Here is a 21,712-nt window from a genome sequence, read left to right as displayed (position 1 = left end):
CATGTTAGCGAGCAGCGCTGGCCGCCATTGGCGCTTTCCGATGAAACGGGCGGTACGCCGACCAAGGGGCTGAAAAGCAGCGATTCTGCCGACCGCCCGGGCAAAAATCAAGGTGCTGCCGTCAATCACGCACTGCCCGCCTGGCGCGCGCCAGCGCGCCTGCGCCTGCCCTATGATGGCTTGTTGCGCTCGGGAGGCTGCCATGACCGCTGTCCACTTTCGCCATGCCAGGCGGCGCCGGGCCGCCTGCGTGCTGCTGGCCTGCCTGGCGCTGACCAGCCTCGGCGCTTGCCGCGACCGCCACGAACCCGTCAAGCCCACCGTGATGCCGGCGTCGTTGGTCTAGGCCGGCGGCCCGAACAAGGGTAAACTGCAGCCTGTTCATTGTTTAGTCAGGCTGTCCATGTCGTTTGCTTCTCTCGGTTTGATCGACCCGCTGCTGCGCACCCTCGATGCGCTTGCTTACCGCACGCCGACCCCGGTGCAGGCGCAGGCCATCCCCGCCGTGCTGGCCGCGCGCGACGTTTTCGCCGCCGCCCAGACCGGCACCGGCAAGACCGCCGCCTTTGCCCTGCCGATCTTGCAGATGCTGACCCTGGCCGGCCAGGTCAGCCCCAACTGCGTGCGCGCACTGGTGCTGGTGCCCACGCGCGAGCTGGCAGAGCAGGTGCACGCCAGTTTCGTCAGCTACGGCGGTAATCTGCCGCTGCGCACCGCCGTCGCTTACGGCGGGGTCAGTATCAATCCGCAAATGATGAAGCTGCGCAAGGGGCTCGATGTGCTGGTGGCCACTCCCGGCCGCCTGCTCGATCTGCAGCGCCAGAACGCCGTCAAGTTCGACCAGGTGGCCACCCTGGTGCTCGACGAAGCGGACCGCATGCTCGATCTGGGTTTTGCCCGCGAGCTCGATACGCTGTTCGCCCTGCTGCCCAGCCGCCGCCGCACGCTGCTGTTTTCCGCCACTTTTTCGGCGCCGATCCGCGCCATGGCGGCGCAGCTGCTGGCCGATCCCGTGCAGATCGAGGTCAGCGCGCCCAACACCACCGTCAAGGCGATCAGCCAGTGGCTGGTGGCGGTCGATAAAAAGCGCAAACCCGAGCTGTTCATGCACCTGCTGAAGAAAAACCGCTGGGACCAGGTGCTGGTGTTCGTCAAGACCCGCAAGGGGGTCGACCAGCTGGTCGACACGCTGGCGGCGCACGGCATTGCCGCCGACTCGATCCACGGCGACAAGCCGCAGCCGGCGCGGCTGCGCGCGCTGAACCGCTTCAAGGCGGGCGAGGCGCGCATTTTGGTCGCCACCGACGTTGCCGCGCGCGGGCTCGATATCGACCACCTGCCGCTGGTGGTCAATTTTGATTTGCCCATCGTCGCCGAAGACTATGTGCACCGCACCGGCCGCACCGGCCGTGCCGGCGCCTCTGGCGAAGCGGTATCGCTGGTGTGCGCCGATGAAGTGGTGCAACTGGCCGCCATCGAAGTGCTCACCGGCCAGACCCTGCGGCGGGTCGAGGAGGCCGGCTTTGCGCCCGATCACCGGGTGCCGCTGACCGATACGCGGGGGGAGATTGTCAAGAAACCAAAAAAGCCAAAGAAGGCAAAAGTGGCGGGGAACGCGCCGGTGATGCAGGTCGATGTCCGATTCGTCAAACAAAAGTAACAAGCACTTTTTATCTGGATTGATGAAGAAAAATCGGACAGGCGCCTGCGCGCCAGTCCCCCTGCTGCATGCGCCACCGTGACGCCCGCAGCAGGGCACTGGCACGGCAGTGGCCGGTCCCCTGTTTGCTGATCTGAACGGCACCGGTAGTCCAGCTGCGTGGCGTGCTACCGCCTTTGCCCCGCTTGCGTATAGTTGTGCCTTTCGCAAGCACAAAAGGCCAGCATGGCATCGCCCCCAACGGCCACCGACAAGGCCGCCGCCACCAAAAAAGTCATTTACGCCGCCGTCGCCGCCAACCTCGGCATCGCGCTGGCTAAGTTCATTGCCGCCGCCATCACCGGCAGCGCCGCCATGATGGCCGAGGGCATTCACTCGGCGGTCGATACGGGCAATGAAGTGCTGCTGCTGATCGGCGAACGGCGCAGCGCCAAAGCGGCCGATGCCAGGCACCCGTTCGGCTACGGCAAATCAATTTACTTCTGGGCGCTGGTGGTGGCGCTGTCCGTGTTTTCACTGGGCGGCGGGCTGTCGATCAACCACGGCGTGCACGGGCTGCTCGATCCGCAACCGCTGCACGACCCGTTCTGGAGTTACCTGGTGCTGGCGGTGGCCTTCCTGTTCGAGGGCTATAGCTGGAACGTTTCGCGCCTGAGCCTCAATACCTACCGCAAGGCGGGCACCAGCCTGTGGCAGGCGGTGCGTGCCAGCAAGGATGCAGCCGTGTTTACCGTGTTTATCGAAGACAGCGCCGCCCTGCTCGGCGTGCTGGTGGCGGCCGCCGGCATCAGCCTGGCGCAGTGGACGGGCGAGCCGCGCTGGGACCCCGCCGCTTCAGTGGTGATCGGCCTGCTGCTCATCGGCGCCGCCTTTACCCTGGCGCGCGAGACCGGCGCCCTGCTGGTGGGCGAGAGCATGGGCGCCGATGCCACTGCCCGCCTGCGCGAAGTGATCAATGCCGACGACGCCATCGACAGCGTCGGCCGGCTGGCCAGCATGCAGCTCGGGCCCAGCGACATCCTGCTGACCGCCGCCGTCCAGTTCAAACGGGGTATGACCATCGACCAGGTCGAGCGCGCCATCGAACGGCTCGAGCGCACCGTCAACACCCACAATCCATCGATTCATACGATGTACTTTGAATCGACGGCGCTGCGCTCGTCGCTGGCGGGCAAGCCGGCTGCTTAGTTACCAACTTAGTTAGCAAATTAGTTAGCAACTTAGTTAGCAACTTAGTTAGCAACTTAGCTGGCAACTTAGCTGGCAACTTAGTTAGCAAATTAGCTGGCAACCTACTTAACAACTTAGCCGGCCGTCGCCGGCAGCGCGCCGAACGCAGGCGAGCGCGTGCCCAGTTCGCGCACCACCGCTTGCGCCAGCACCGCCGCATGCTGCTTCAGGGTGGTCGACGCGATCGGCTCATCGTAGCCCAGGCCGCGAAACAGGGCCGCTTCAGCAATCTCGCTCACTTTGACCGCCGCATGCACCTGCGCGTTCAATTGCATGGGCGCGCCGACGAAGCGCAGCCGGAATTTTTTGTCCAGCACGAAGGTGCCGCCCACCAGCGCGTCGATGCCAACGTCATAAATGACCTTGTCGATCACGGTCACGGCGCGCGCGGCCACCAGCGACTGGTACTTTGGTTTGCGGCTGAACAATTGTGACAACATGACCACTCCAATCGCGCGCTCGAATTTATAATCGAACAACTTTAACCCATGCGTCCAATCATTCCCAAGAAAAACTTATTGTGTCATTCGATCTATTCTATTGACGTTGTTTTCACGACACGGGGAGCAATCTTGCCGCAATGACAATAACAGCCTCCATTCAGCATGGTTAATATTGCCATTTTTTGGGGCGTCGCATCAATTATCGGCGGGCGGCCCGTCCTGAATCTGGCGCTCCTGGCGGAACTGCCGTTCGATCTGCTGGCGCTCACTCTGCTGTCGGTCGGGCTGTTGCAGTCGATCGAGCTGTTGCAGTCGATCGAGCTGTTGCTGGCGCTCTTCGCGAATCTGGCGGTCGACTTCGGCGTCGCGTTCGCGCACGGCGCGGTCGTCCGAGCGCTCTTGCGCATCCTGCTGCTGGCCGCCGTCTTCCGCTTGCTGCGGCGCCGGCGCACCATCGGCCTGCATGTCGCCGCCCTCTTCGATGATCTCTTCATCCGGCTGCTGGTGCGGCGCCGCCCGCGGCGGTGCACCGGGAAACTGCGCGGCGCCATCGAGCTTGCCCGTATCGAGCGCATTCTTAAAAAAGTCGCCTACCAGCAGCAACGCATTGTGGCCGCCCTGCCCCCAGTAACTGCTGCGCATGGCAACGCGGTTGTCATTAAAGCCCACCCAGGCACCGGCCACCAGGTTCGGGTGCATCAGGATGAACCAGCCGTCGGCATTGTTTTGCGTGGTGCCGGTCTTGCCGGCCACATCGGCCGTAATGCCAAAACGGTTGCGGATGGCCGTGCCGGTACCGCGGTTGATCACCCCGCGCATCATGTCGATCAGCGTGACGGCGCCCGCCTGCGACATGGCGCGGGTCGGCGCGGCGGCGACAAAGCGTGCCACTTCCTTGCCATCGCGGTCGGTAATATGGCTGATGAACATCGGCTTGTGATACGCGCCCTGGGCGGCAATGGTAGCGTAGGCATTGACCATCTCGAGCAGGGTGACGGGGCTGGTGCCCAGCGCCAGCGAGGGCACCGATTGCAGCTTGCTCTGGTTGATGCCCAGGCTTTTGGCCAGGCTGATGATGGCCGGCAGGCCGGTGTCCTGCATCACCTGCGCGGTGATGGTATTTTTGGAAAACACCAGGCCGTCGCGCATGGTCATGGTGTTGCCAGTGGTGCCGCTCATGTCGGTCGGCCGCCACACGGTGCCGTCGCCCGCCTTGATGTTCATGACGGCGTCGCGGTAGGGCCGCTCGGGCAGCAAGCCTTTTTCCAGCGCGGCACCGTAGACGATCGGTTTAAAGGTCGAGCCCGGTTGACGGGCGGCGCGCACCACGTGGTCGAACTGGTCGCGCTGAAAATCGCGGCTGCCCACCCACGCGCGCACTTCGCCACTGGCCGGGTCGATGGCGACAAAGCCCGCCTCCAGCCGCGACTTGACGGCATGCACACTGGCGATAAAGGTGCGGTCGTTTTTCAACCGCGCCAGCGCCGCTGCCGGCGCCTCACCGCCATCGACCGCCTTGCGGTAGTCGCCCGTTTCGCGCACGAAGGCGTCGCCCAGTGCCGGGTGGCTTTGCCAGAAATACTGGAACGGCTTGACGCCGCCGCGCACGGCGGCATAGGCGCCGATCGTGGTCGCCCCTGACACCCCCGCCTGGCTCCATTCGACGTCGGCCACCGCCTGCAGCGCGTTGGCCTGGCGCTCGACCGCCGCCAGCGCGGCCCGCTGCAGGCCGAAGTCGAGCGTGGTGTGCACCACCAGGCCGTCGAGCTGCAGGTTGTAGTCGTTTTCATCGGCCCAATCAATCAGCCACTTGCGCACGTAGGCGGTGAAATGGCTGTCGGTGCCGGGACGCTCGGCCTGGCGGCTAAAGTGCACACGCAGGGGACGCCGCGCCAGCTGCTGGTAGCGCGCGGCGTTGATGTGACCGCCCTTGACCATCTGCCCCAGCACCACGTTGCGGCGCACCAGCGAGCGCTGCGGATTGGTCACCGGGTTGTAGTAATTGGTACCCTTGAGCATGCCGACCAGGGTGGCGGCCTCAAGAATGTCGAGCTGGGCCGCCGATTTATCGAAATAGGTGCGGGCCGCCATCTCGATGCCGAAAGTGTTGTACAGAAACGGCACGGTGTTCAGATAGGCTTCGAGAATCTCGTCCTTGCTGTAGGTCGACTCGATTTTGAGGGCGGTGATCAGTTCCTTGAGCTTGCGGTTGAGGTTGCGCGAGCGGCCTATCTCTTCCGGGAACATATTGCGCGCCAGCTGCTGGGTGATGGTCGAGCCGCCCTGGGCATCGCCGCGCAGGCTGTAGAGCAGCGCGCCCAGCGTGCGCCGCACATCGATACCGTGGTGCTCGCGAAAGCGCTTGTCTTCCGTATCGATGAGCGCATTGATGACGTTGGGCGAGATCTGCGCCAGTTTGACGCGCTCCTGCAAACCCTGGTCGAAACTTGCCAGCTCCTTGCCATCGGCCGATACCATGACGGTCGCGCGCGCCGCACGTGCCTGCTTGAGGTCCTTGATGCCGGGGGTGACGGGAATCAAGATCAGCACGTACACCAGCAACAGCAGCAGCAGCGCCAGCAGCCCCCACAAGGCCAGCAGCAGCCGCCGCCGGCGCGGACTCTGGCGCATCAGGTAGCCGTGCGCGTGCGCATAACGTTCTTCGGCGCGGCCGCGGGTGCCGTTGACGGCGTGGGCAAGGCGGACCTGCTGGCGCTTCCAGAATTCGTTCACTGTACTTGTTCCAAGTTGAATTGACATCGCAAGCGGCGAGTATATCCGAGCGACAGCAAAACCCTCAGTCGAGCGCAGCGGGACGCCAGCGCCGCAGCAGCAGCGCATTGCCGACCACGCACAGCGAGCTGGCCGCCATCGCCGCCGCCGCCAGCACGGGATTGAGCAGGCCGAACGCCGCCAGCGGAATGCCGACCAGGTTGTAGACGAAGGCCCAGCCCAGGTTCTGGCCGATCTTGCGCCAGGTGCGGCGGGCGATCAGGATGGCATCGGCCACCAGCGCCGGCTCGGCCCGCATCAGGGTGATCGCCGCCGTGTGCATGGCGACGTCGGTGCCGCCGGCCATGGCGATGCCGACATCGGCCGCCGCCAGCGCCGGCGCATCGTTGATGCCGTCGCCCACCATGGCGACCCGGGCGCCGCCGGCGCGCAGGGCGTCGATGACGGCGCGCTTGGCGGCCGGCAGCACCCCCGCATGGACGTCGCTGATGCCAACCGCGGTGGCGACCGCGGCGGCGGCGCCGGCATTGTCGCCGGTCAGCATGACGCTGCGGATACCCAGTGCGCGCAAGCGCTCGACCGCCAGCCGCGCACCGGGCCGCACGGCGTCGCCGAAGGCCAGCATGCCGAGCAGCTGCGCTGCTGCGCCTGTTTGGTTGCCCGCGTCGCTGCCAGCCGCGCTGCCGCCGCGCGCCAGCCACGCCACTGTCAGGCCGGCCGGTGCCGGCCCCACCGTCAAACCCAGTTCGGCCATGAGCGCGGCAGTGCCCAGGTACAGCACGGCGTCGCCGACCTGCGCACTGACGCCGCGCCCCGGCAGCGCCTGCGCCGCCTGTGCCGGGGCGGGCGCTGCCAGCGCGCGCTCGACGCAGGCGCGCACCACGGCCAGCGCCAGCGGATGATCGCTGTACTGCTGCACCGACCAGGCCGCCTGCAGCAGTGCGGCGTCGTCCAGCGACTGGTCCGTCACCACCAGCTGCAGCAGTACCGGTTTGCCGACCGTCAGGGTGCCGGTTTTATCGAACACCACGACGTCGATCGCATGCGCCGTCTCCAGCGCGGCGGCGTCCTTGATCAGGATGCCGTAGCGCGCCGCCACCCCGGTGCCGGCCATGATGGCGGTGGGCGTGGCCAGTCCCAGCGCGCACGGGCAGGCAATCACCAGCACCGCCACCGCGTTGAGCAGCGCCTGCTGCCAGTTGCCGCTGCTCAGGTCTCCACGCCACCCCCAGCCCAGCAAGGTGACGACGGCAATCACCAGCACCACTGGCACGAACTGCGCCGCCACCCGGTCGACCAGGCGCGCAATCGGCGCCTTGCCCGCCTGGGCGTCTTCAACCAGCTTGATGATCTGCGCCAGCATGGTATCGGCGCCCACCGCACTGGCCTCGACCAGCAGCAGGCCGTCGCCGTTGACGGCGCCGCCGGCCACCCGGCCGCCCACCGTGCGCGCCACCGCCACGCTCTCGCCCGTCAGCAGCGCTTCGTCAAGGGCGCTGCTGCCTTCGGTGATGACGCCATCGGCGGGCACGCGCGCACCTGGCCGCACCACCATCAGGTCGCCCACCCGCAGCTGCGCCAGCGCCACCGTCAGCTCGACGCCGCCGCGCCGCACCAGCGCGCTGTCCGGACGCAGCGCCTGCAGCGCGCGGATCGCGGAGATCGCCTGAAATTTGGCGCGCGCCTCGAGCCACTTGCCCAGCAGCACCAGGGTGATGACCACCGCCGACGACTCGAAATACAGGTGCGGCGCTTGACTGCCGGCGTCACTGCCGGCGTGGCCGCCAGCGTGACTGAGCAGCAGATATACGGACAGGGCGTAAGCAGCGCTGGTGCCCAGCGCCACCAGCAGATCCATGTTGCCGGCGCCGGCGCGCACGGCGCCCCAGCCGGCGCGGTAAAAGCGCGCACCGAGCCAGAATTGCACGGGAGTGGCCAGCGCCCATTGCAGCATGCCCGGCACCTCCAGTTGCAGGCCCAGCAGAGCCGCCAGCATCGGCGCGGCCAGCGGCAGCGACAGCACGGCGGCCAGCGCCACCGGCCACCATGCCGGCAGCGACCAGCGCGGCGCCGCCGCGCCGGCGCCAGCAACCAGGGTCGCCGCCGATGCGTCAGCAGCGGCAGCGTCGGCATCAGCATCAGCATCGGCAGCACTGTAGCCGGCCTTGTCGACGGCGGCGATCAGACCAGCTGCCGTGACACCGGCAAGCACGCGCACGGTGGCTTTTTCGGTGGCCAGGTTGACGCTGGCGTCGCGCACCCCCGCCACCTTGCGCAGGACCCGCTCGATGCGCGCCGAGCACGATGCGCAGGTCATGCCGCCGATGCGCAAGGTGATGGTGTGCACCTCACCACTGATGGCGGCAGAGACAGGCGTCAGGGTCGATTGCATGGTAAAGCCGTTCGTGCTGTGATGATCGGGCCAGCTTACACTGTTTGCGCCGCTGCCAGCGCGGCAGGCCACGGCGCCTGCGCAGCTGACGGCGCCGCGCGGCATGGTGTAACATTCCGTTACTTTTTTTGACTATCGCAGGGATCAGCATGACAGAGCAGCGAGCAGCGTCTTTACCCCACCTTGACAGCACCAGCGCGACCGAAGAACGCGCCCTGCAGGTGGCCGCGCGGGTGCACGCCATCGAACCGTTTCACGTCATGGAAGTGGTGAAGGCCGCCGCCGAACTGGCGCGCGGCGGCGTTGACGTCATCAGCATGAGCGTGGGCGAGCCCGATTTTACCGCCACGGGCGACGTCGCCGAAGCGGCCGTCGCCGCCATCCGTGCCGGCGCCACCCAGTACACCGATGCCCTCGGCCTCGGTGCACTGCGCGACGCCATCGCCGCCCACTACGCCAGCACTTACGGCCTGGCCATCGATCGGCGCCGCATCGTCGTCACCGCCGGCGCCTCGGCCGGCCTGCTGCTGGCCTGCGCCGCCATGGTCGGCGACGGCGATGAATTTCTCATGCCGGACCCCTGCTATCCCTGCAACCGCCACTTTGTCAGTGCCTTTGGCGGCACCCCGGTGCTGGTCGATGCGGGACCGGCCCAGCGTTACCAGCTCGACGCCGCCGACATCGACGAGCGCTGGGGCGCACGCACGCGCGGCGTGATGGTGGCCTCGCCGTCGAACCCCACCGGCACCTCGATGACCGCCGCGCAGCTCGAACACATGCTGGCGGCCGTGCGCGCCCACGGCGGCGTTGCCATCGTCGATGAAATTTACCAGGGCCTGTCCTTCGATGCGGCGCCCGAGACTGCCTTGCGGTACGACGCCGACGTCATTACCGTCAACAGCTTTTCCAAGTATTTCAATATGACGGGCTGGCGCCTGGGCTGGCTGGTGGTGCCCGATGCGCTGGTGCCGGTGTTCGAAAAGCTGGCGCAAAACCTGTTCATCTGTCCGTCGACCATCGCCCAGCATTCGGCGCTGGCCTGCTTTACCCCGGCTTCGCTGGCCACCTACGAAGCGCGCCGCCTGGAATTTAAGCGCCGCCGCGATTACCTGGTACCGGCCCTGCGTGCACTGGGGTTTATGATTCCCGTGATGCCCGACGGCGCCTTCTATATATATGCCGACATCAGCGCCCTGGCCCACCCCGATGCGGGCGACAGCGCCGCCTTTTGCATGACGGTGCTGCGCCAGACGGGCGTGGCGATCGTCCCTGGCGCCGACTTCGGTCATGCCGCGCCCGAACGCCATGTGCGCTTTTCGTACGCCACTGCCCTGCCGCGCATCGAACAGGCCGTCGCCCGGCTGGCACAGCTGCTGCAACAGTAAGCCGCGGCAAGCGTGGGGCGGGTAGAATCGGCTGCATCGTCGCTACCCTGTCCATTTGCTTAAAACATTCTATGTGCGCCAATTACACCCCCAGCCGGCTCGACGCCATCAGCGAGCACCGCAGCCTCGAACATGCGCTATTTGGCCTGACTGCGCTGCAGGTGGCCGCTTTCGACTATCCGGCCGAAGCCTTTCCCGGCTACCGCGCGCCGATCCTGCGCGAGGTGCACGAGGGACCCACGCCGGCCGGCTGCATTGAAGCGCTGCCAGCCATGTTCGGCATGGTGCCGCACTGGGCCGATCAAAAACTGGCGCGCCAGACCTACAATGCGCGCAGTGAAACGGTGGCCAGCAAGCCGTCGTTTCGCAACGCGTGGAAGCGCAACCAGTTTTGCGTGATCCCCGCTGACAATTTTTATGAGCCCTGCTATGAAACGGGCACACCGGTGCGCTGGCGGATTGCCGGCGCCGATGGCCAGCCGCTTGCCATCGCCGGCATCTGGGAAGCCAAGGCAGGCGGCGCCGACGGCCTGCCCCTGCTATCGTTCTCGATGCTGACCATTAACGCTGACGGCCACCCGCTGATGCAGCGCTTTCACAAGCCAGGCGATGAAAAGCGCATGCTGGTTCTGCTCGACGGCGGGCAAGTGCGCCCGTGGCTGGAAGGGGCGCTGGTCAATGACCGCGCCGTCTATCAGCCATGGCCGGCGCACAGGCTGGTGGCCGCCGCCGCCCCCGCCGCCGCCCGGCTGGCCGCGCGCACCAAGGCCACCACCAGCACGACGGCGTCGCTGTTCTAAGCGAACAAGCCATCGACCTGGCGGACCTGGCCGGCGGCGGCCTGACAAGCTAAACCGGCGTTCGGCACAGCAATTGTCACGGACTGTCACTGTTCTGCGGTAGCATACAGCCACGCCCCTGCAACGGCGGGGCGACATCGCATCAACGATCGTCCACCATGGTCATGTTTTGCCGTCGACTTCGCCACCTTCGCCAGCGCCCATGAAAACGCCGCGCCGATCCCGTCCGCGCTCGGCAGTGGCGCTGGCCAGCGTATTTCTGCTGCTGGTGTGCCTGTCGCTGTCGGCCGTGCAGGGCTGGAGCATCTACCGGGCGCGCCAGGAGGCGCTGGCCGATGCCAGCATCGCCGCCGGCAATATGGCGCGCGCCATGGCCGATCATGCCGACGGCCTGTTCGCCCAGGTCGACAGCGTGCTCGCCGGCGCCGTCGAACAGATCGACCATGGTGGCCTGGCCGGCGACAGCGCCCGCCTGCGCGCCTACCTGGTGATGATGGTGGGACGAACGGCGGCCTTGCAGGGCCTGTTCATTTACGATGCCAATGGCAGCTGGCTGGCCAACTCCTTACCCGGCTCCACCGCCCTTGCCGGAACGGCGCCGGCGCCACCGATGAACAACGCCGACCGCGCCTATTTCCTCTATCACCGCCAGCACGCCGATCTGGCCACCCGGGTGGGTGCGCCGGTGCGCAGCCGCTCCAGCGGCGCCTGGATCATTCCGGTGTCGCGCCGCCTGCAACACGCCGATGGCACCTTCGCCGGCGTCGTCCTGGCCACCATCGGCCACGATTATTTCCGCAATTATTATGAACGCTTCGAGATCGGCAGCGCCGGGGTGATCGCCCTGGCGGGCGACGATGGCGTTCTCCTCATGCGGCGGCCGTTCGACGCCCGCCAGCTCGAAGCGGGCGCCGCCGCCGAAACGCTGTTCTGGCGCTGGCAGGCGCAGGGGCGCAGCGCCATCCCCGTCAGCATCACCGACAGCGATGGCGTGCAGCGCCGTTATTATTACGAACACTTGCGCGACTATCCGCTGGTGGTCGGCGTCGGCCTGTCGAGCGGCGATGTGCTCGAGAGCTGGCGCCGCGCCGCCTTCTTCGGCGCGGCCGGCACCGCGGCCCTGCTGGCGGCGCTGTTGATCCCGGGCGGCGCCATGATCGGCCAGCTGAAACGGCGTGAGCGGCTGCAGGCCGAGCTGCGCAGCGCCAAGCGCGAACTTGAAGCAAGCAATGCGCGGCTGCAACAGATGGCGCTGTCCGATGGCCTCACGGCTCTGCCCAACCGCCGTCATTTCGACCAGCGCCTTGAGCACGAATTCAAGCGCGCCGTGCGCGACGGCAGCGCGCTGGCGCTGATCATGCTCGACGTCGATTATTTCAAGCGCTACAACGACCAGCATGGCCATGTGGAAGGCGACGCCGCCTTGCAGCAGGTCGCTGGCGCCATCGGCGCCAGCCTGCGTCGCGCGGCCGATCTGGGCGCCCGCTTTGGCGGCGAGGAATTCGTTATCTTGCTGCCCGACACAGACCTGGACGGCGCCCTCGCCGTTGCCGAAGCGGTGCGCGCGCAGCTCGCGGGCCGCGCCATCGGCCACCGCGCCAGTCCGTTTGGCAGCATCACCGTCAGCGCCGGCGTCGCCGTCATGCAGCCAGGCCGCCTGCAGTCGGCGCGCCTGCTGGTCGAAGCAGCCGATCAGGCCTTGTACGATGCCAAGGCGGCGGGGCGCAACCGGGCGGCGGCGGCGCCGGCGCTGTGATGCGCCGCCTGCCGGGCGACGCTGCTACACTAAACATTGTCAAAAGCGGCAACAACGGCGGCCCTGCAGCGATGTGGTGCCGTCACGCACACATGGAACAGGCACCCTGCGCTGCCCGTCCCCCTGCGGCAGAGGGCGCAGGGCGTGTTGCCCTCCTTTGAGGCCCCCATTTTTGCGAGATCCGCCATGCATCCGATGACCATCCTGCCCACCCGCCGCGCATCACCGTGGCGCGCCCCCGCCCTGCTCGTCGTCGCCGGTGTCGCAGGTGTCGCCGCCACTGTCATGCTGTGGCGGCGCTGGCCCGCGCGCGCGCGCTGACATCGCAGCGCGGCGCTCACGCCTGCGCCTTGTAAAATAGCCCCCTTATCCCTGCCAGGAGCCGGCCTTGCCCCCTTCCAACCCGCCGCCCGCGGCCGCCATCGCCGTGCTTGAAGGCGCCGCCGTCGAGCCGACCGTGCTGGTGCTGTACGCCCACCCCAATCCGCGCATCTCGCGCATTAACCGCAGGCTGGCCGATGCCGCCAGCGGGATCGATGGGGTCGACCTTGACGACCTCTACGAGACCTACCCCGATCTCGATATCGACGTCGTCCGCGAGCGCGCGCGGGCGGCGCGCGCCGAGGTGCTGGTGCTGCTGTTTCCCGTCCACTGGTATGGCGCCCCGGCCCTGCTCAAGGAATGGTTCGACGCCGTGTTGTACGACGCCTGGCAGCGCGAGCGCTTCAAGCCCACCGCCAGTGGCGCCGCGCGCCGCTGCTGGCTGGTGGCCAGCTGCGGCAGCGCCGCCACCGACTTTGCGCCAGGCGGGCGCCACCGCCGCCCGCTGCGCGACTACCTGGCGCCGTTCGAGCAGGCGGCGCACGTGTGCGGCATGCGCTGGCTCGAACCGCTGCTGCTGTACGCCGCGCACGACATCGACAACGCCGCCGTCGACGCCCACGTGGCGCAATTTACGGCGCAGCTGCGCCAGCTGGCCGGCGCAGCGATGCCGACCGCCACCGGAGCCATTGATGGAATCTAGTTTTCTCATCAACGCCGTGGTCTACCTCGGTGCCGCCGTGCTGGCGGTACCGATCGCCAAGCGCTTCGGTCTGGGCGCCGTGCTCGGTTACCTAATCGCCGGCATCGCCATCGGCCCGTGGGGGCTGGGGCTGATCAGCGAAGTGCAGGACATCCTGCATTTTTCCGAGTTCGGCGTGGTGCTGCTGCTGTTCATGATTGGCCTGGAGCTCGAACCGAAGCGCTTGTGGGCCCTGCGCAGGCCGATCTTCGGCTGGGGCGGTGCGCAGGTCGGCGCCGTCAGCATGGCGCTGGCCGGCGCCGCCCTGCTCGCCGGCATCGACTGGAAGGTGGCGCTGATCGCCGCCCTCGGCCTGTCGCTGTCGTCGACCGCGATTGCCCTGGCCACCCTGAGCGAGCGCAACCTGACGGCAACGCCGACCGGCTCGGCGTCGTTTTCCATCCTGCTGTTCCAGGATGTCGCCGCGATTCCCATGATCGCGCTGGTGCCGGTGCTGGGCGTGGCTGCCGCCGAGGGCAGTGGCGAGGGCTTGCTGGGCGGGGTGCGGGTGGTGCTGGTACTGGCCGCGCTGGTGCTGGGCGGGCGTTACCTGGTGCGGCCGGTGCTGCGCTACATCGCCGCCACCGGCCTGCGCGAAATCTTTACCGCTTTTGCGTTGCTGCTGGTAATGGCCATTGCGCTGTTGATGCAGTCGATCGACATGTCGATGGCGCTGGGGGCCTTCATCTCCGGCGTGCTGCTGGCCGATTCCGAATACCGCCACGCGCTCGAATCGGACCTCGAACCATTCAAGGGACTGCTGCTGGGCCTGTTTTTCACGGCGGTCGGCATGTCGGTCGACTTTGGCGTGCTGCTGGCCCAGCCGGGCCTGATCGCCGCGCTGGTGACCGGCTTGCTGGTCATTAAAACGGGCGTGCTGTACCTGCTCAGCAAGGCGTTTGGCGTGCCGCGCAGCCAGCAGGCACTGTTTGCGTTCATTTTGTCGCAGGGCGGCGAGTTCGCTTTCGTGGTGTTCGGCGCGGCCGCCACCGCCAAGGTGTTTAGCGCCGCCGTCGCCGCCATCCTGGTGGTGGTGGTGACGCTGTCGATGGTGGCCACCCCGCTGCTGCTGCTGCTGCACGACCGCGTGCTGGCGCCGCGCTGGCGCGAAGAGCGCACAAAGGCCAAGGCCGACATCATCGAAACGCAGCAGGACCACGTCATCATCGCCGGCTTCGGCCGCTTCGGCCAGATCATCGGCCGCCTGCTGCGCGCCAACCAGGTGCCGCTGACGGTGCTCGATCACGATCCCGACCAGATCGAACTGCTGCGCAAATTCGGCATGAAAGTGTTTTATGGCGACGCCACCCGCATCGACCTGCTGACCGCCGCCGGTGCCGGCCACGCGCGCGCGCTGGTGGTGGCCATCGATGGCATCGAAGACAGCCTGGCACTGGTCGACGCCGTGCGCCAGCATTTTCCCGATCTGACCATCATGGCGCGCGCGCGCAACGTCACCCACCTGTACGACTTGATGGACCGCGGCGTCACCATCGTCGAACGCGAAACGTTCGAATCGGCCCTGCAGCTGGGACGCAGCGTGCTGCGCCACCTGGGCTTTGGCGCCTGGCACGCGCGCCAGGCGGCCCACAAGTTCCGGCAGCACAACATCGCCTCGCTGCAGGCGGTCTACCCGTTTTACAAGGACCAGGAGCAGTACATTTCGATGGCCAAGCAGTCGCGCGAAGAACTCGATGCCATGTTCGCGCGCGACCTGGCCGCCCTCAAGCTGGAAAAGGATAGCTGGAACGACGGCAGCAGCGCCGACTGACGGCGCCGGGCCCGCTTGCATCGGCACGCCGGCCCGCTATCCTGAAAGGGTGACCCGGAAGGAGGACCCCATGGACACCGTTAGCCGTCAGCAAATCAATGAACTGAAAGCCGCCGTGCGCGGCAGCATACTCACCGCCGACGATCCGCAATACGACGGCGCGCGCCAGTTGTGGAACGCCATGATCGACAAGCATCCGGCGCTGATCGTGCGCTGCGCCGGCGCCGCCGATGTGGCGGCAGCGGTCGATGCCGCGCGCCAGCAGGGCTTGCCGCTGGCGGTGCGCGGCGGCGGTCACAACATCGCCGGCAGCGCCCTGTGCGAGCACGGCCTGGTGATCGACCTGTCGGCCATGCGCGCCGTGCACATCGATGCGGCGCGCCGCCGCGCCACCGTCGAAGGCGGCGCCACCCTGCGCGACTTCGACCACGAAGCGCAAGCGTGGGGCCTGGCCACGCCGCTGGGCATCAACTCGACCACCGGGGTCGGCGGTCTGACGCTCGGTGGCGGTTTCGGCTGGCTCAGCCGCCAGTACGGCATGACCATCGACAACTTGGTGGCGGCCGACATCGTCACCGCCGACGGCCGCCGCCTGCACATCGACGGCGCCAACGACGCCGACTTGTTCTGGGCGATTCGTGGCGGTGGCGGCAATTTCGGCGTGCTCACGCGCTTCGAATTCGACTTGCACGAGGTGGGTCCGGAAGTGACTGCCGGGATGATCGCCTTTCCGCTGGCCGAAGCGAAAGCGGTGCTGGCGCATTACCGCCAGCTGGTGGCCGGCATGGACGATGCGCTGTCGGTGTGGGCGGTGTTGCGGCTGGCGCCGCCGCTGCCCTTCCTGCCGCCGCACTGGCATGGCCAGCCGATCCTGGCGCTGGTGCTGTTTTCCACCCTGCCCGTGGCGGCGCTGGACGAGCTGCTGGGCACCGTGCGCGGCTTTGCTACGGTGGTCGGCGAGCACGTCGGGCCGGTACCGTATGGCGCCTGGCAACAGAGCTTCGATCCCCTGCTCACGCCGGGCGCCCGCAATTACTGGAAATCGCTCAATTTCGACCGCCTCGAGGACGGCGCCATCGATGTAGTCGTCGATTACGCCGGCAAGCTGCCGTCACCCCACTGCGAGATTTTCCTTGGCCTGCTCGGTGGCGCCGCCAGCCGGCCGGCGCCCGGCGCCACCGCTTACCCCAGCCGCAGCGCGCTGTGGGCGATGAATGTCCATGCGCGCTGGCTCGAAGCGCAGGACGACGCCGCCTGCATCGGCTGGGCACGCGAATTTTTCCACCACGCGGCGCCGTTTGCTGCCAGCGGCGTGTATGTGAATTTTTTGACGGAGGATGAGGGGCAGCGAATTGCCGATGCGTATGGCCCCAATTATGCGCGGCTGCGGGCAATCAAGGCGCAGGTCGATCCGCATAATCTGTTCAGGTCGAATCAGAATATTGCGCCGGCGTAGTTCGGGAGGCATGGGAGGCATGGGATTGGCACCCTCGCGGTGCCAGTCCCCCTCCGGCCTGCGCCGTTGTCAAGCAGCCGATGACTGCTGTTCAGTTTGTTGCACCGTCTCCAGCGCCTGGGCAAACACCTGCAAGGTCCGCTCCCGGTGATGCAGTTTGTCCAGCCCGAACAAGCCGATCCGAAAGGTCCTGAAATCGGCTGGCTCATCGCACTGCAAGGGCACGCCAGCGCCAATCTGCACGCCGGCGTCGACGAATTTTTTGGTTGACGCGATGGCGGCGTCATCGGTATAACTGACCACTACGCCAGGCGCCTGAAAACCGGGCGCGGCAACACTCTGGAACCCTTTGGCGGCGAGCAGCGTGCGCACGCCATCGCCGAGCGCCTGCTGCTCGGCCTTGACCTTGTCGAAACCGTAGGCGGCCGTCTCGAGCATCACCGCGCGCAGGCGCGTCAGGGCGTCGGTGGGCAAGGTGGCGTGGTAGGCGTAGCTGCCGCCCTCATACGCTTCCATGATTTGCAGCCATTTTTTGAGATCGCAGGCAAAGCTGGTGCTGGTGGTGGCATCGATGCGCGCGCGCGCCAGTTCGCTGAGCATGACCAGCGCGCAGCACGGTGAACCACTCCAGCCTTTTTGCGGCGCGCTGATGAGCACATCGACGCCGCAGGCCGCCATATCGACCCACATGGCGCCCGAAGCGATGCAGTCAAGCACGAACAAGCCGCCCACCGCATGGACGGCAGCGCCCACCTGCGCCAGGTAATCATCGGGCAGCAGGATGCCGGCCGCCGTTTCGACGTGCGGTGCAAACACCACCGCTGGCCGCTGCAGGGCAATGGCTGCCACCACCTCGGCAATCGGCGCCGGCGCAAACGGCGACTGGTGGCGCGCTTCGAGCGGGCGCGCCTTCAGCACGGTCGACGAGGCAGCGATGCCGCCCATGTCGAAAATCTGCGTCCAGCGGTAACTGAACCAGCCATTGCGGATCACCAGGCAATCGCGGCCGGTGGCAAACTGGCGCGCCACCGCTTCCATGCCGAAGGTGCCGCTGCCCGGCACCACGATGGCAGAGTGGGCGTGGTAGACCGTTTTCAGGGTGGCGGCAATGTCGCGCATGACGCCCTGAAACTGCTGCGACATGTGATTGAGGGCGCGGTCAGAATACACCACGGAAAATTCGACCAGTCCATCCGGATCGACATTTGGCAGCAGGCCTGGCATGGTTGTCTCCGCTTGTTTTTAAGGTGATTGCTGACTTATTCGGTCGGTGTATCGGCGCGCTCATCGAGCGCAATGTCTACCATCAGATCACTGGCGAGGGTGCCAAGTTCCGTACGCAGCGCATCGACCGCCAGCGCAGCCGGCGCCAGCAGGCGCGCGCCGATCTTGAAGGTCTGGTTGCCGGAGACGCCGTTGCGGATGATGTCGGTATGGATGCTCTCGATGCTCACGCCCCGCTCGGCCAGCATGCCGGTCAGGCGGCTGACGATGCCGACGCGGTCTTCGCCCACCAGTTCCAGCTCGAAGCAGCGCAGGCTGGCCGGCACCTGCGCGCTGCCGCGACTGGCGATCACCACCTGCAAGCCGGCCGAGGCCAGCTGGTTGAGCGACGCCACCAGGGCGTCAGCGTGTTCACGCGGCACGTCAAAGTGGACGGTACCGGAAAACTCGCCCGACAGCCGCGTCATGCGGCTGGCGGCCCAGTTGGCACCATAGCGCTGGGCCCGTTCAGCGAGCATGCTGACAATGCCGTGGCGGTCGGCGCCCACCACCGTCACCACCAGCGGCACGGTGGCCGGGGCGGCGTCTTCGGTCAGCACCACCGAGCGGCGGATCATCTTGGCCTGGGTGGCAAAGCGCTGATCTTGCGGGAAGGCCGGCAGCACGCCATCGACGCGGCACTGGTGCACTACCTTGGCCAGCAGGGCAATGCCCATGGGCGCCAGCGCCCGTTCCCACAACTGGCGCGCATTCTCGCCTTTTAATACGAAGCACCAGTCCTGCGCCGCGATGGCGCCGGCATCCCAGCCGTCGGCCAGGTGGTAGACCGAGCCGCCGGCGATCGGGTCGCCCTCGAGGATGGTCCATTCGACCGCAGCAATGCCACGGTGACGCGGCAGCAGCGACGGATGGTAGCCGACCCCACCGAGCCGGCTTTTGGCCAGCGCGGCGTCACTCACGCGCGCATGGGTGTGGGCGGCGATGATCAGGTCGCAGCCATCGGGAATGGCCTCGGCCGGCACAGTGCGCGGATCGGCCAGCACGTGCACCGGCAGGCCGGCGGCGCGGCCAGCAATGGCCAGGCGGTCGTCCTCGGCGGGGGCGACCACGCCGATGAACTCAATGCCAACTTCGGCGCTCAGGGCCGCCAGCACGGAAGCGGCAAAAAAACGGGAACCCACCAATGCAACTTTCATCGACCATGTCCTTCAACTTAACGGGATTGCAGGATACCAGAAAGAAGCGCCTGGTCTTGCGAGCAGGCACCAAAGCAGCAAGCGGCAGGCGGCAGGCGGCCTTAGGGCCACGCGTCCATCCGTTCGGCGGCGGCGCGGTCGCGCCGGTGCGCAGCGCCGATCGCCCGCTGCAGCTCGGCAACGTCGACCGGTTTGCTCAAGTGCTGGTCGAAACCGGCGGCGAGTGCCTTGTGGCGATCGCTTTCCTGACCATAACCGGTCAGTGCCAGCATGGTGCCGCGGAACCCATGGCGCCGCACACTGCGCCCCAGCTCAAAGCCATCGATGTCGGGCAAACCAATGTCGAGGATGACGATGTCCGGCTGCATGCGTTGCAGCAGCGCCATGGCGCCCTTGCCATCGCTGGCAGTGCGCACCTGGTGCCCCATCAGCGCCAGCAGTTCGGCGGCGGTGTGGACGGCATCGATATTGTCGTCGACGATCATGATCCGGCGCCCGCTGGGAACGGGCGCATCGACTGGAGCCGGGTGCGCCGGTGCCGGTCGCGCCACCGCCGGCAACACCACCTCGAAGCGGCTCCCCTGCCCCAGCCCGGCGCTGCAGGCGCGCACACTGCCTTGCAGCAACTCGACGATCGATAGCACGATGGTCAGCCCCAGTCCCAGCCCGCCGGAGGAGCGCGCCAGCGGCTGTGGCGCCTGGTAAAACGGCTGAAAGATCAGCGCCGCCGTGTCCGGCTCCATGCCAACGCCGCTATCGATCACGGCCAGCACGGCGTTGCCGTCGCGGCGCACCAGCTCGACCGTGACATTCGCCGTCCCGCCATAGCGCAGCGCATTCGCCAGCAAATTGATGGCCACCTGCACCAGCCGGGTTTCATCGCCCACCACCCAGACCTCGTCGATCGACTCGACAAAGCTGCGGTTGGCGCTGTCCATTGCCGGCCGCACCGCATCGATGGCCTGGCGCAAGGCCTGCGACAGGTTGACCGGCTCGTGCGACATGGTCAGCTTGCCCTGGGTGATACGCGAAACATCGAGCAAATCGTCGACCAGCCGGCGCATGTGGTTAACCTGGCGGCGCATGGTGTCGCGTTCGCGCCGGCACTCGTTGCCAGCGCGGATATCCATCAGGTCGAGCGCCATCACGATCGGCGCCAGCGGATTGCGCAGTTCGTGGCCCAGCACGGCCAGAAAATTGTCCTTGGTGGCGGCCGCTTTTTCGGCGCTCACCAGGGCATCGGTGAGCGACGCCACCAGCGCCTCGCGCTGGCGCTCGCCTTCGTCGAGTTCGTGGGCCGCGCGCAGCAGGCTGTGGCCGATCTCATTGACTTCGCGCACCCGGCTGGGCAGCATCTGCGGCTGCAGCTTGCGGCCCAGCCGTGCGGTCTGCTCTCTCAAATGGTCGATCGAGGCGACCAGGCGGCGCGCAATGGCGGCCACCAGCGCAATATAGAGCGACAAGGCGAGCGCGATGGCGACCGCGTAAGCGCCCAGGGTGGCCCACAAGACGTCGCGAAAACGCGCGGTGGGCGCGCCGATCGCCACCGCCCAGCCGTGCTTGGGCACGGTGCTGTAGGTGGTCAGCATTTCGACGCCGTCGGCGTTGGTTGTCACGCCAGTGGCCTCGAGCGCACCGCGCTGCATCAGGCGCCCCAGGTTGTCGCTCACGCGCGTGGCCACCGTACTGTCCTGGTCGCGCGTGCGCGCCACCCGCAGGCCGTGGGCATCGGCCACCGACACCAGCCACTCGGACGGCACTTTCTGGTTGCGCAAAATGCCCAGCATGCGGTCGGGCGCCAGCGCCACCGTGACCACATATTGCAGGCGGCCGTCGGCCACCACCGGCACCCGGATCGGCACCGCCGCCCGCCCGCCCGGCCCCCTTGCAATGCCGCCCACCACCGGCCGCAAACTGCTCATGGCCAGCCGCAAACTGTCGATGTCATTGATGCTCTGGTTGGCGGTGCCGAGCGGCTCGCTGGTTCTGAACAGCACCTTGCCGCTGCTGTCGGTGAGGATCACCCCGCGCCAGTCGGACTGGCTGTTGATGGCGGTGCGGGCGACACCATAAAAGCCGGCAACGTCGCCGGTGGCAAGCGCGTGGCTGGCGGCCAGCACCCGCACCGATTGCAAGGTGGTGTCGAGCTCGGCATCGACGGCGCTGGCCAGCGCCCGCGCCAGTGCCTGGATCGAGTGCGACAGGTCAGCCTGCTGACGGGCGACGGCGGCGTGGATGCCCCATGCACCGATGACGGCAATCGGCAGCAATCCAAGCGAAGTCAACAAGAACAGCAGCTGGCGCAGGGTCAGCGAGACGGATCGAAACATGGCCCCGGTAAGATAAAAGAGGTGAACGAAGGCAACCAGGGATGTACCAGGCAGCGTTGCGGCTCGGCCGAGCGCCTACTATACCCCGGCGAGTGATCAACTAGTGGTCACACAACCAAGGAATACGTACCATCGGCAGCGTATTTAAGCGAACTACTTCGACATGACTAGCACCTCGCTACGCCATTGTAGTTAGCCGAGCGCAGCGCTGAAACGGCCGATTGCAGCGTCGGCGGCGCCGCCGCCAGCTGGCTGCGCTAAAATGTTGGCTGT

At 66.9% G+C, this 21,712-nt stretch carries 16 protein-coding genes; 10 read left to right on the top strand and 6 right to left on the bottom strand.

Features of this window, described 5'->3' with window-relative positions:
• Positions 1–202: 202 nt before the first annotated feature.
• The 3 genes from ACP7BZ_RS12385 to ACP7BZ_RS12375 all read left to right on the top strand — a co-directional run bounded on the left by ACP7BZ_RS12385 (position 203) and on the right by ACP7BZ_RS12375 (position 2,848).
• A complete protein-coding gene (locus tag ACP7BZ_RS12385; RefSeq protein WP_426113510.1) occupies positions 203–346 on the top strand; it encodes a hypothetical protein in 144 nt (47 codons plus the stop codon).
• 57 nt (positions 347–403) lie between these two features.
• Positions 404–1,660 carry a DEAD/DEAH box helicase gene (locus tag ACP7BZ_RS12380; protein ID WP_426113508.1) on the top strand — a complete coding sequence of 419 codons (1,257 nt, stop codon included), beginning with the start codon at positions 404–406 and terminating at the stop codon, positions 1,658–1,660.
• A 225-nt stretch (positions 1,661–1,885) separates the two neighbouring features.
• Entirely contained in the window at positions 1,886–2,848 is a 963-nt protein-coding gene (locus tag ACP7BZ_RS12375; protein WP_426113506.1) for a cation diffusion facilitator family transporter, read from the top strand.
• Positions 2,849–2,964: 116 nt separating this feature from the next.
• On the opposite strand, the gene ACP7BZ_RS12370 is transcribed toward ACP7BZ_RS12375, so the two are convergent.
• From ACP7BZ_RS12370 to ACP7BZ_RS12360, 3 genes are all read right to left on the bottom strand, one after another.
• Positions 2,965–3,330, bottom strand: a complete 366-nt coding sequence (locus ACP7BZ_RS12370) for a hypothetical protein (RefSeq protein ID WP_426113504.1) — start codon at positions 3,328–3,330, stop codon at positions 2,965–2,967.
• A gap of 198 nt (positions 3,331–3,528) precedes the next feature.
• Positions 3,529–6,093, bottom strand: a complete 2,565-nt coding sequence (locus tag ACP7BZ_RS12365) for a transglycosylase domain-containing protein (protein WP_426113502.1) — start codon at positions 6,091–6,093, stop codon at positions 3,529–3,531.
• Between the two features lie 37 nt (positions 6,094–6,130).
• Positions 6,131–8,458 carry a heavy metal translocating P-type ATPase gene (locus ACP7BZ_RS12360; RefSeq protein ID WP_426113500.1) on the bottom strand — a complete coding sequence of 776 codons (2,328 nt, stop codon included), beginning with the start codon at positions 8,456–8,458 and terminating at the stop codon, positions 6,131–6,133.
• A gap of 149 nt (positions 8,459–8,607) precedes the next feature.
• On the opposite strand from ACP7BZ_RS12360, the gene ACP7BZ_RS12355 reads away from it, so the two are divergent.
• The 7 genes from ACP7BZ_RS12355 (at position 8,608) to ACP7BZ_RS12325 (ending at position 16,689) form a co-directional block, all read left to right on the top strand.
• Positions 8,608–9,843 (top strand): pyridoxal phosphate-dependent aminotransferase, encoded by a 1,236-nt coding sequence (locus ACP7BZ_RS12355; RefSeq protein ID WP_426113498.1) that lies wholly within the window; start codon positions 8,608–8,610, stop codon positions 9,841–9,843.
• A gap of 71 nt (positions 9,844–9,914) precedes the next feature.
• Positions 9,915–10,643 carry an SOS response-associated peptidase gene (locus ACP7BZ_RS12350; RefSeq protein ID WP_426113495.1) on the top strand — a complete coding sequence of 243 codons (729 nt, stop codon included), beginning with the start codon at positions 9,915–9,917 and terminating at the stop codon, positions 10,641–10,643.
• Between the two features lie 202 nt (positions 10,644–10,845).
• Positions 10,846–12,399, top strand: coding sequence for a diguanylate cyclase (locus tag ACP7BZ_RS12345; RefSeq protein ID WP_426113493.1), 1,554 nt, complete (start codon positions 10,846–10,848; stop codon positions 12,397–12,399).
• A gap of 186 nt (positions 12,400–12,585) precedes the next feature.
• Positions 12,586–12,720: a hypothetical protein gene (locus ACP7BZ_RS12340; protein WP_426113491.1), complete on the top strand. Its 135-nt coding sequence runs from the start codon at positions 12,586–12,588 to the stop codon at positions 12,718–12,720.
• A 67-nt stretch (positions 12,721–12,787) separates the two neighbouring features.
• A complete protein-coding gene (locus tag ACP7BZ_RS12335) occupies positions 12,788–13,423 on the top strand; it encodes an NAD(P)H-dependent oxidoreductase (RefSeq protein WP_426113489.1) in 636 nt (211 codons plus the stop codon).
• Entirely contained in the window at positions 13,413–15,233 is a 1,821-nt protein-coding gene (kefC, locus tag ACP7BZ_RS12330; protein WP_426113487.1) for a glutathione-regulated potassium-efflux system protein KefC, read from the top strand. Before ACP7BZ_RS12335 ends, kefC begins: the two co-directional genes overlap by 11 nt.
• 70 nt (positions 15,234–15,303) lie before the next feature.
• The gene (locus ACP7BZ_RS12325) at positions 15,304–16,689 is read left to right on the top strand and encodes an FAD-binding oxidoreductase (protein WP_426113485.1); all 1,386 of its coding nucleotides are present in this window, start codon (positions 15,304–15,306) and stop codon (positions 16,687–16,689) included.
• A gap of 69 nt (positions 16,690–16,758) precedes the next feature.
• Here ACP7BZ_RS12325 and ACP7BZ_RS12320 read toward each other — a convergent pair whose 3' ends face one another.
• The 3 genes from ACP7BZ_RS12320 to ACP7BZ_RS12310 all read right to left on the bottom strand — a co-directional run bounded on the left by ACP7BZ_RS12320 (position 16,759) and on the right by ACP7BZ_RS12310 (position 21,439).
• Positions 16,759–17,913 (bottom strand): aminotransferase class V-fold PLP-dependent enzyme, encoded by a 1,155-nt coding sequence (locus ACP7BZ_RS12320; RefSeq protein ID WP_426113483.1) that lies wholly within the window; start codon positions 17,911–17,913, stop codon positions 16,759–16,761.
• 35 nt (positions 17,914–17,948) lie between these two features.
• The gene (locus ACP7BZ_RS12315; RefSeq protein ID WP_426113481.1) at positions 17,949–19,109 is read right to left on the bottom strand and encodes an ACT domain-containing protein; all 1,161 of its coding nucleotides are present in this window, start codon (positions 19,107–19,109) and stop codon (positions 17,949–17,951) included.
• A 101-nt stretch (positions 19,110–19,210) separates the two neighbouring features.
• Positions 19,211–21,439, bottom strand: coding sequence for a hybrid sensor histidine kinase/response regulator (locus ACP7BZ_RS12310; protein WP_426113478.1), 2,229 nt, complete (start codon positions 21,437–21,439; stop codon positions 19,211–19,213).
• Positions 21,440–21,712: the final 273 nt, after the last annotated feature.

Source organism: Massilia sp. PWRC2 (genome assembly GCF_049896725.1).
In the GTDB taxonomy this organism is placed as follows: Bacteria; Pseudomonadota; Gammaproteobacteria; order Burkholderiales; family Burkholderiaceae_D; genus JAFCUW01.
The sequence above is the reverse complement of the archived record's forward strand: the minus strand, read 5'-3'. Positions and strand labels throughout refer to the sequence as shown.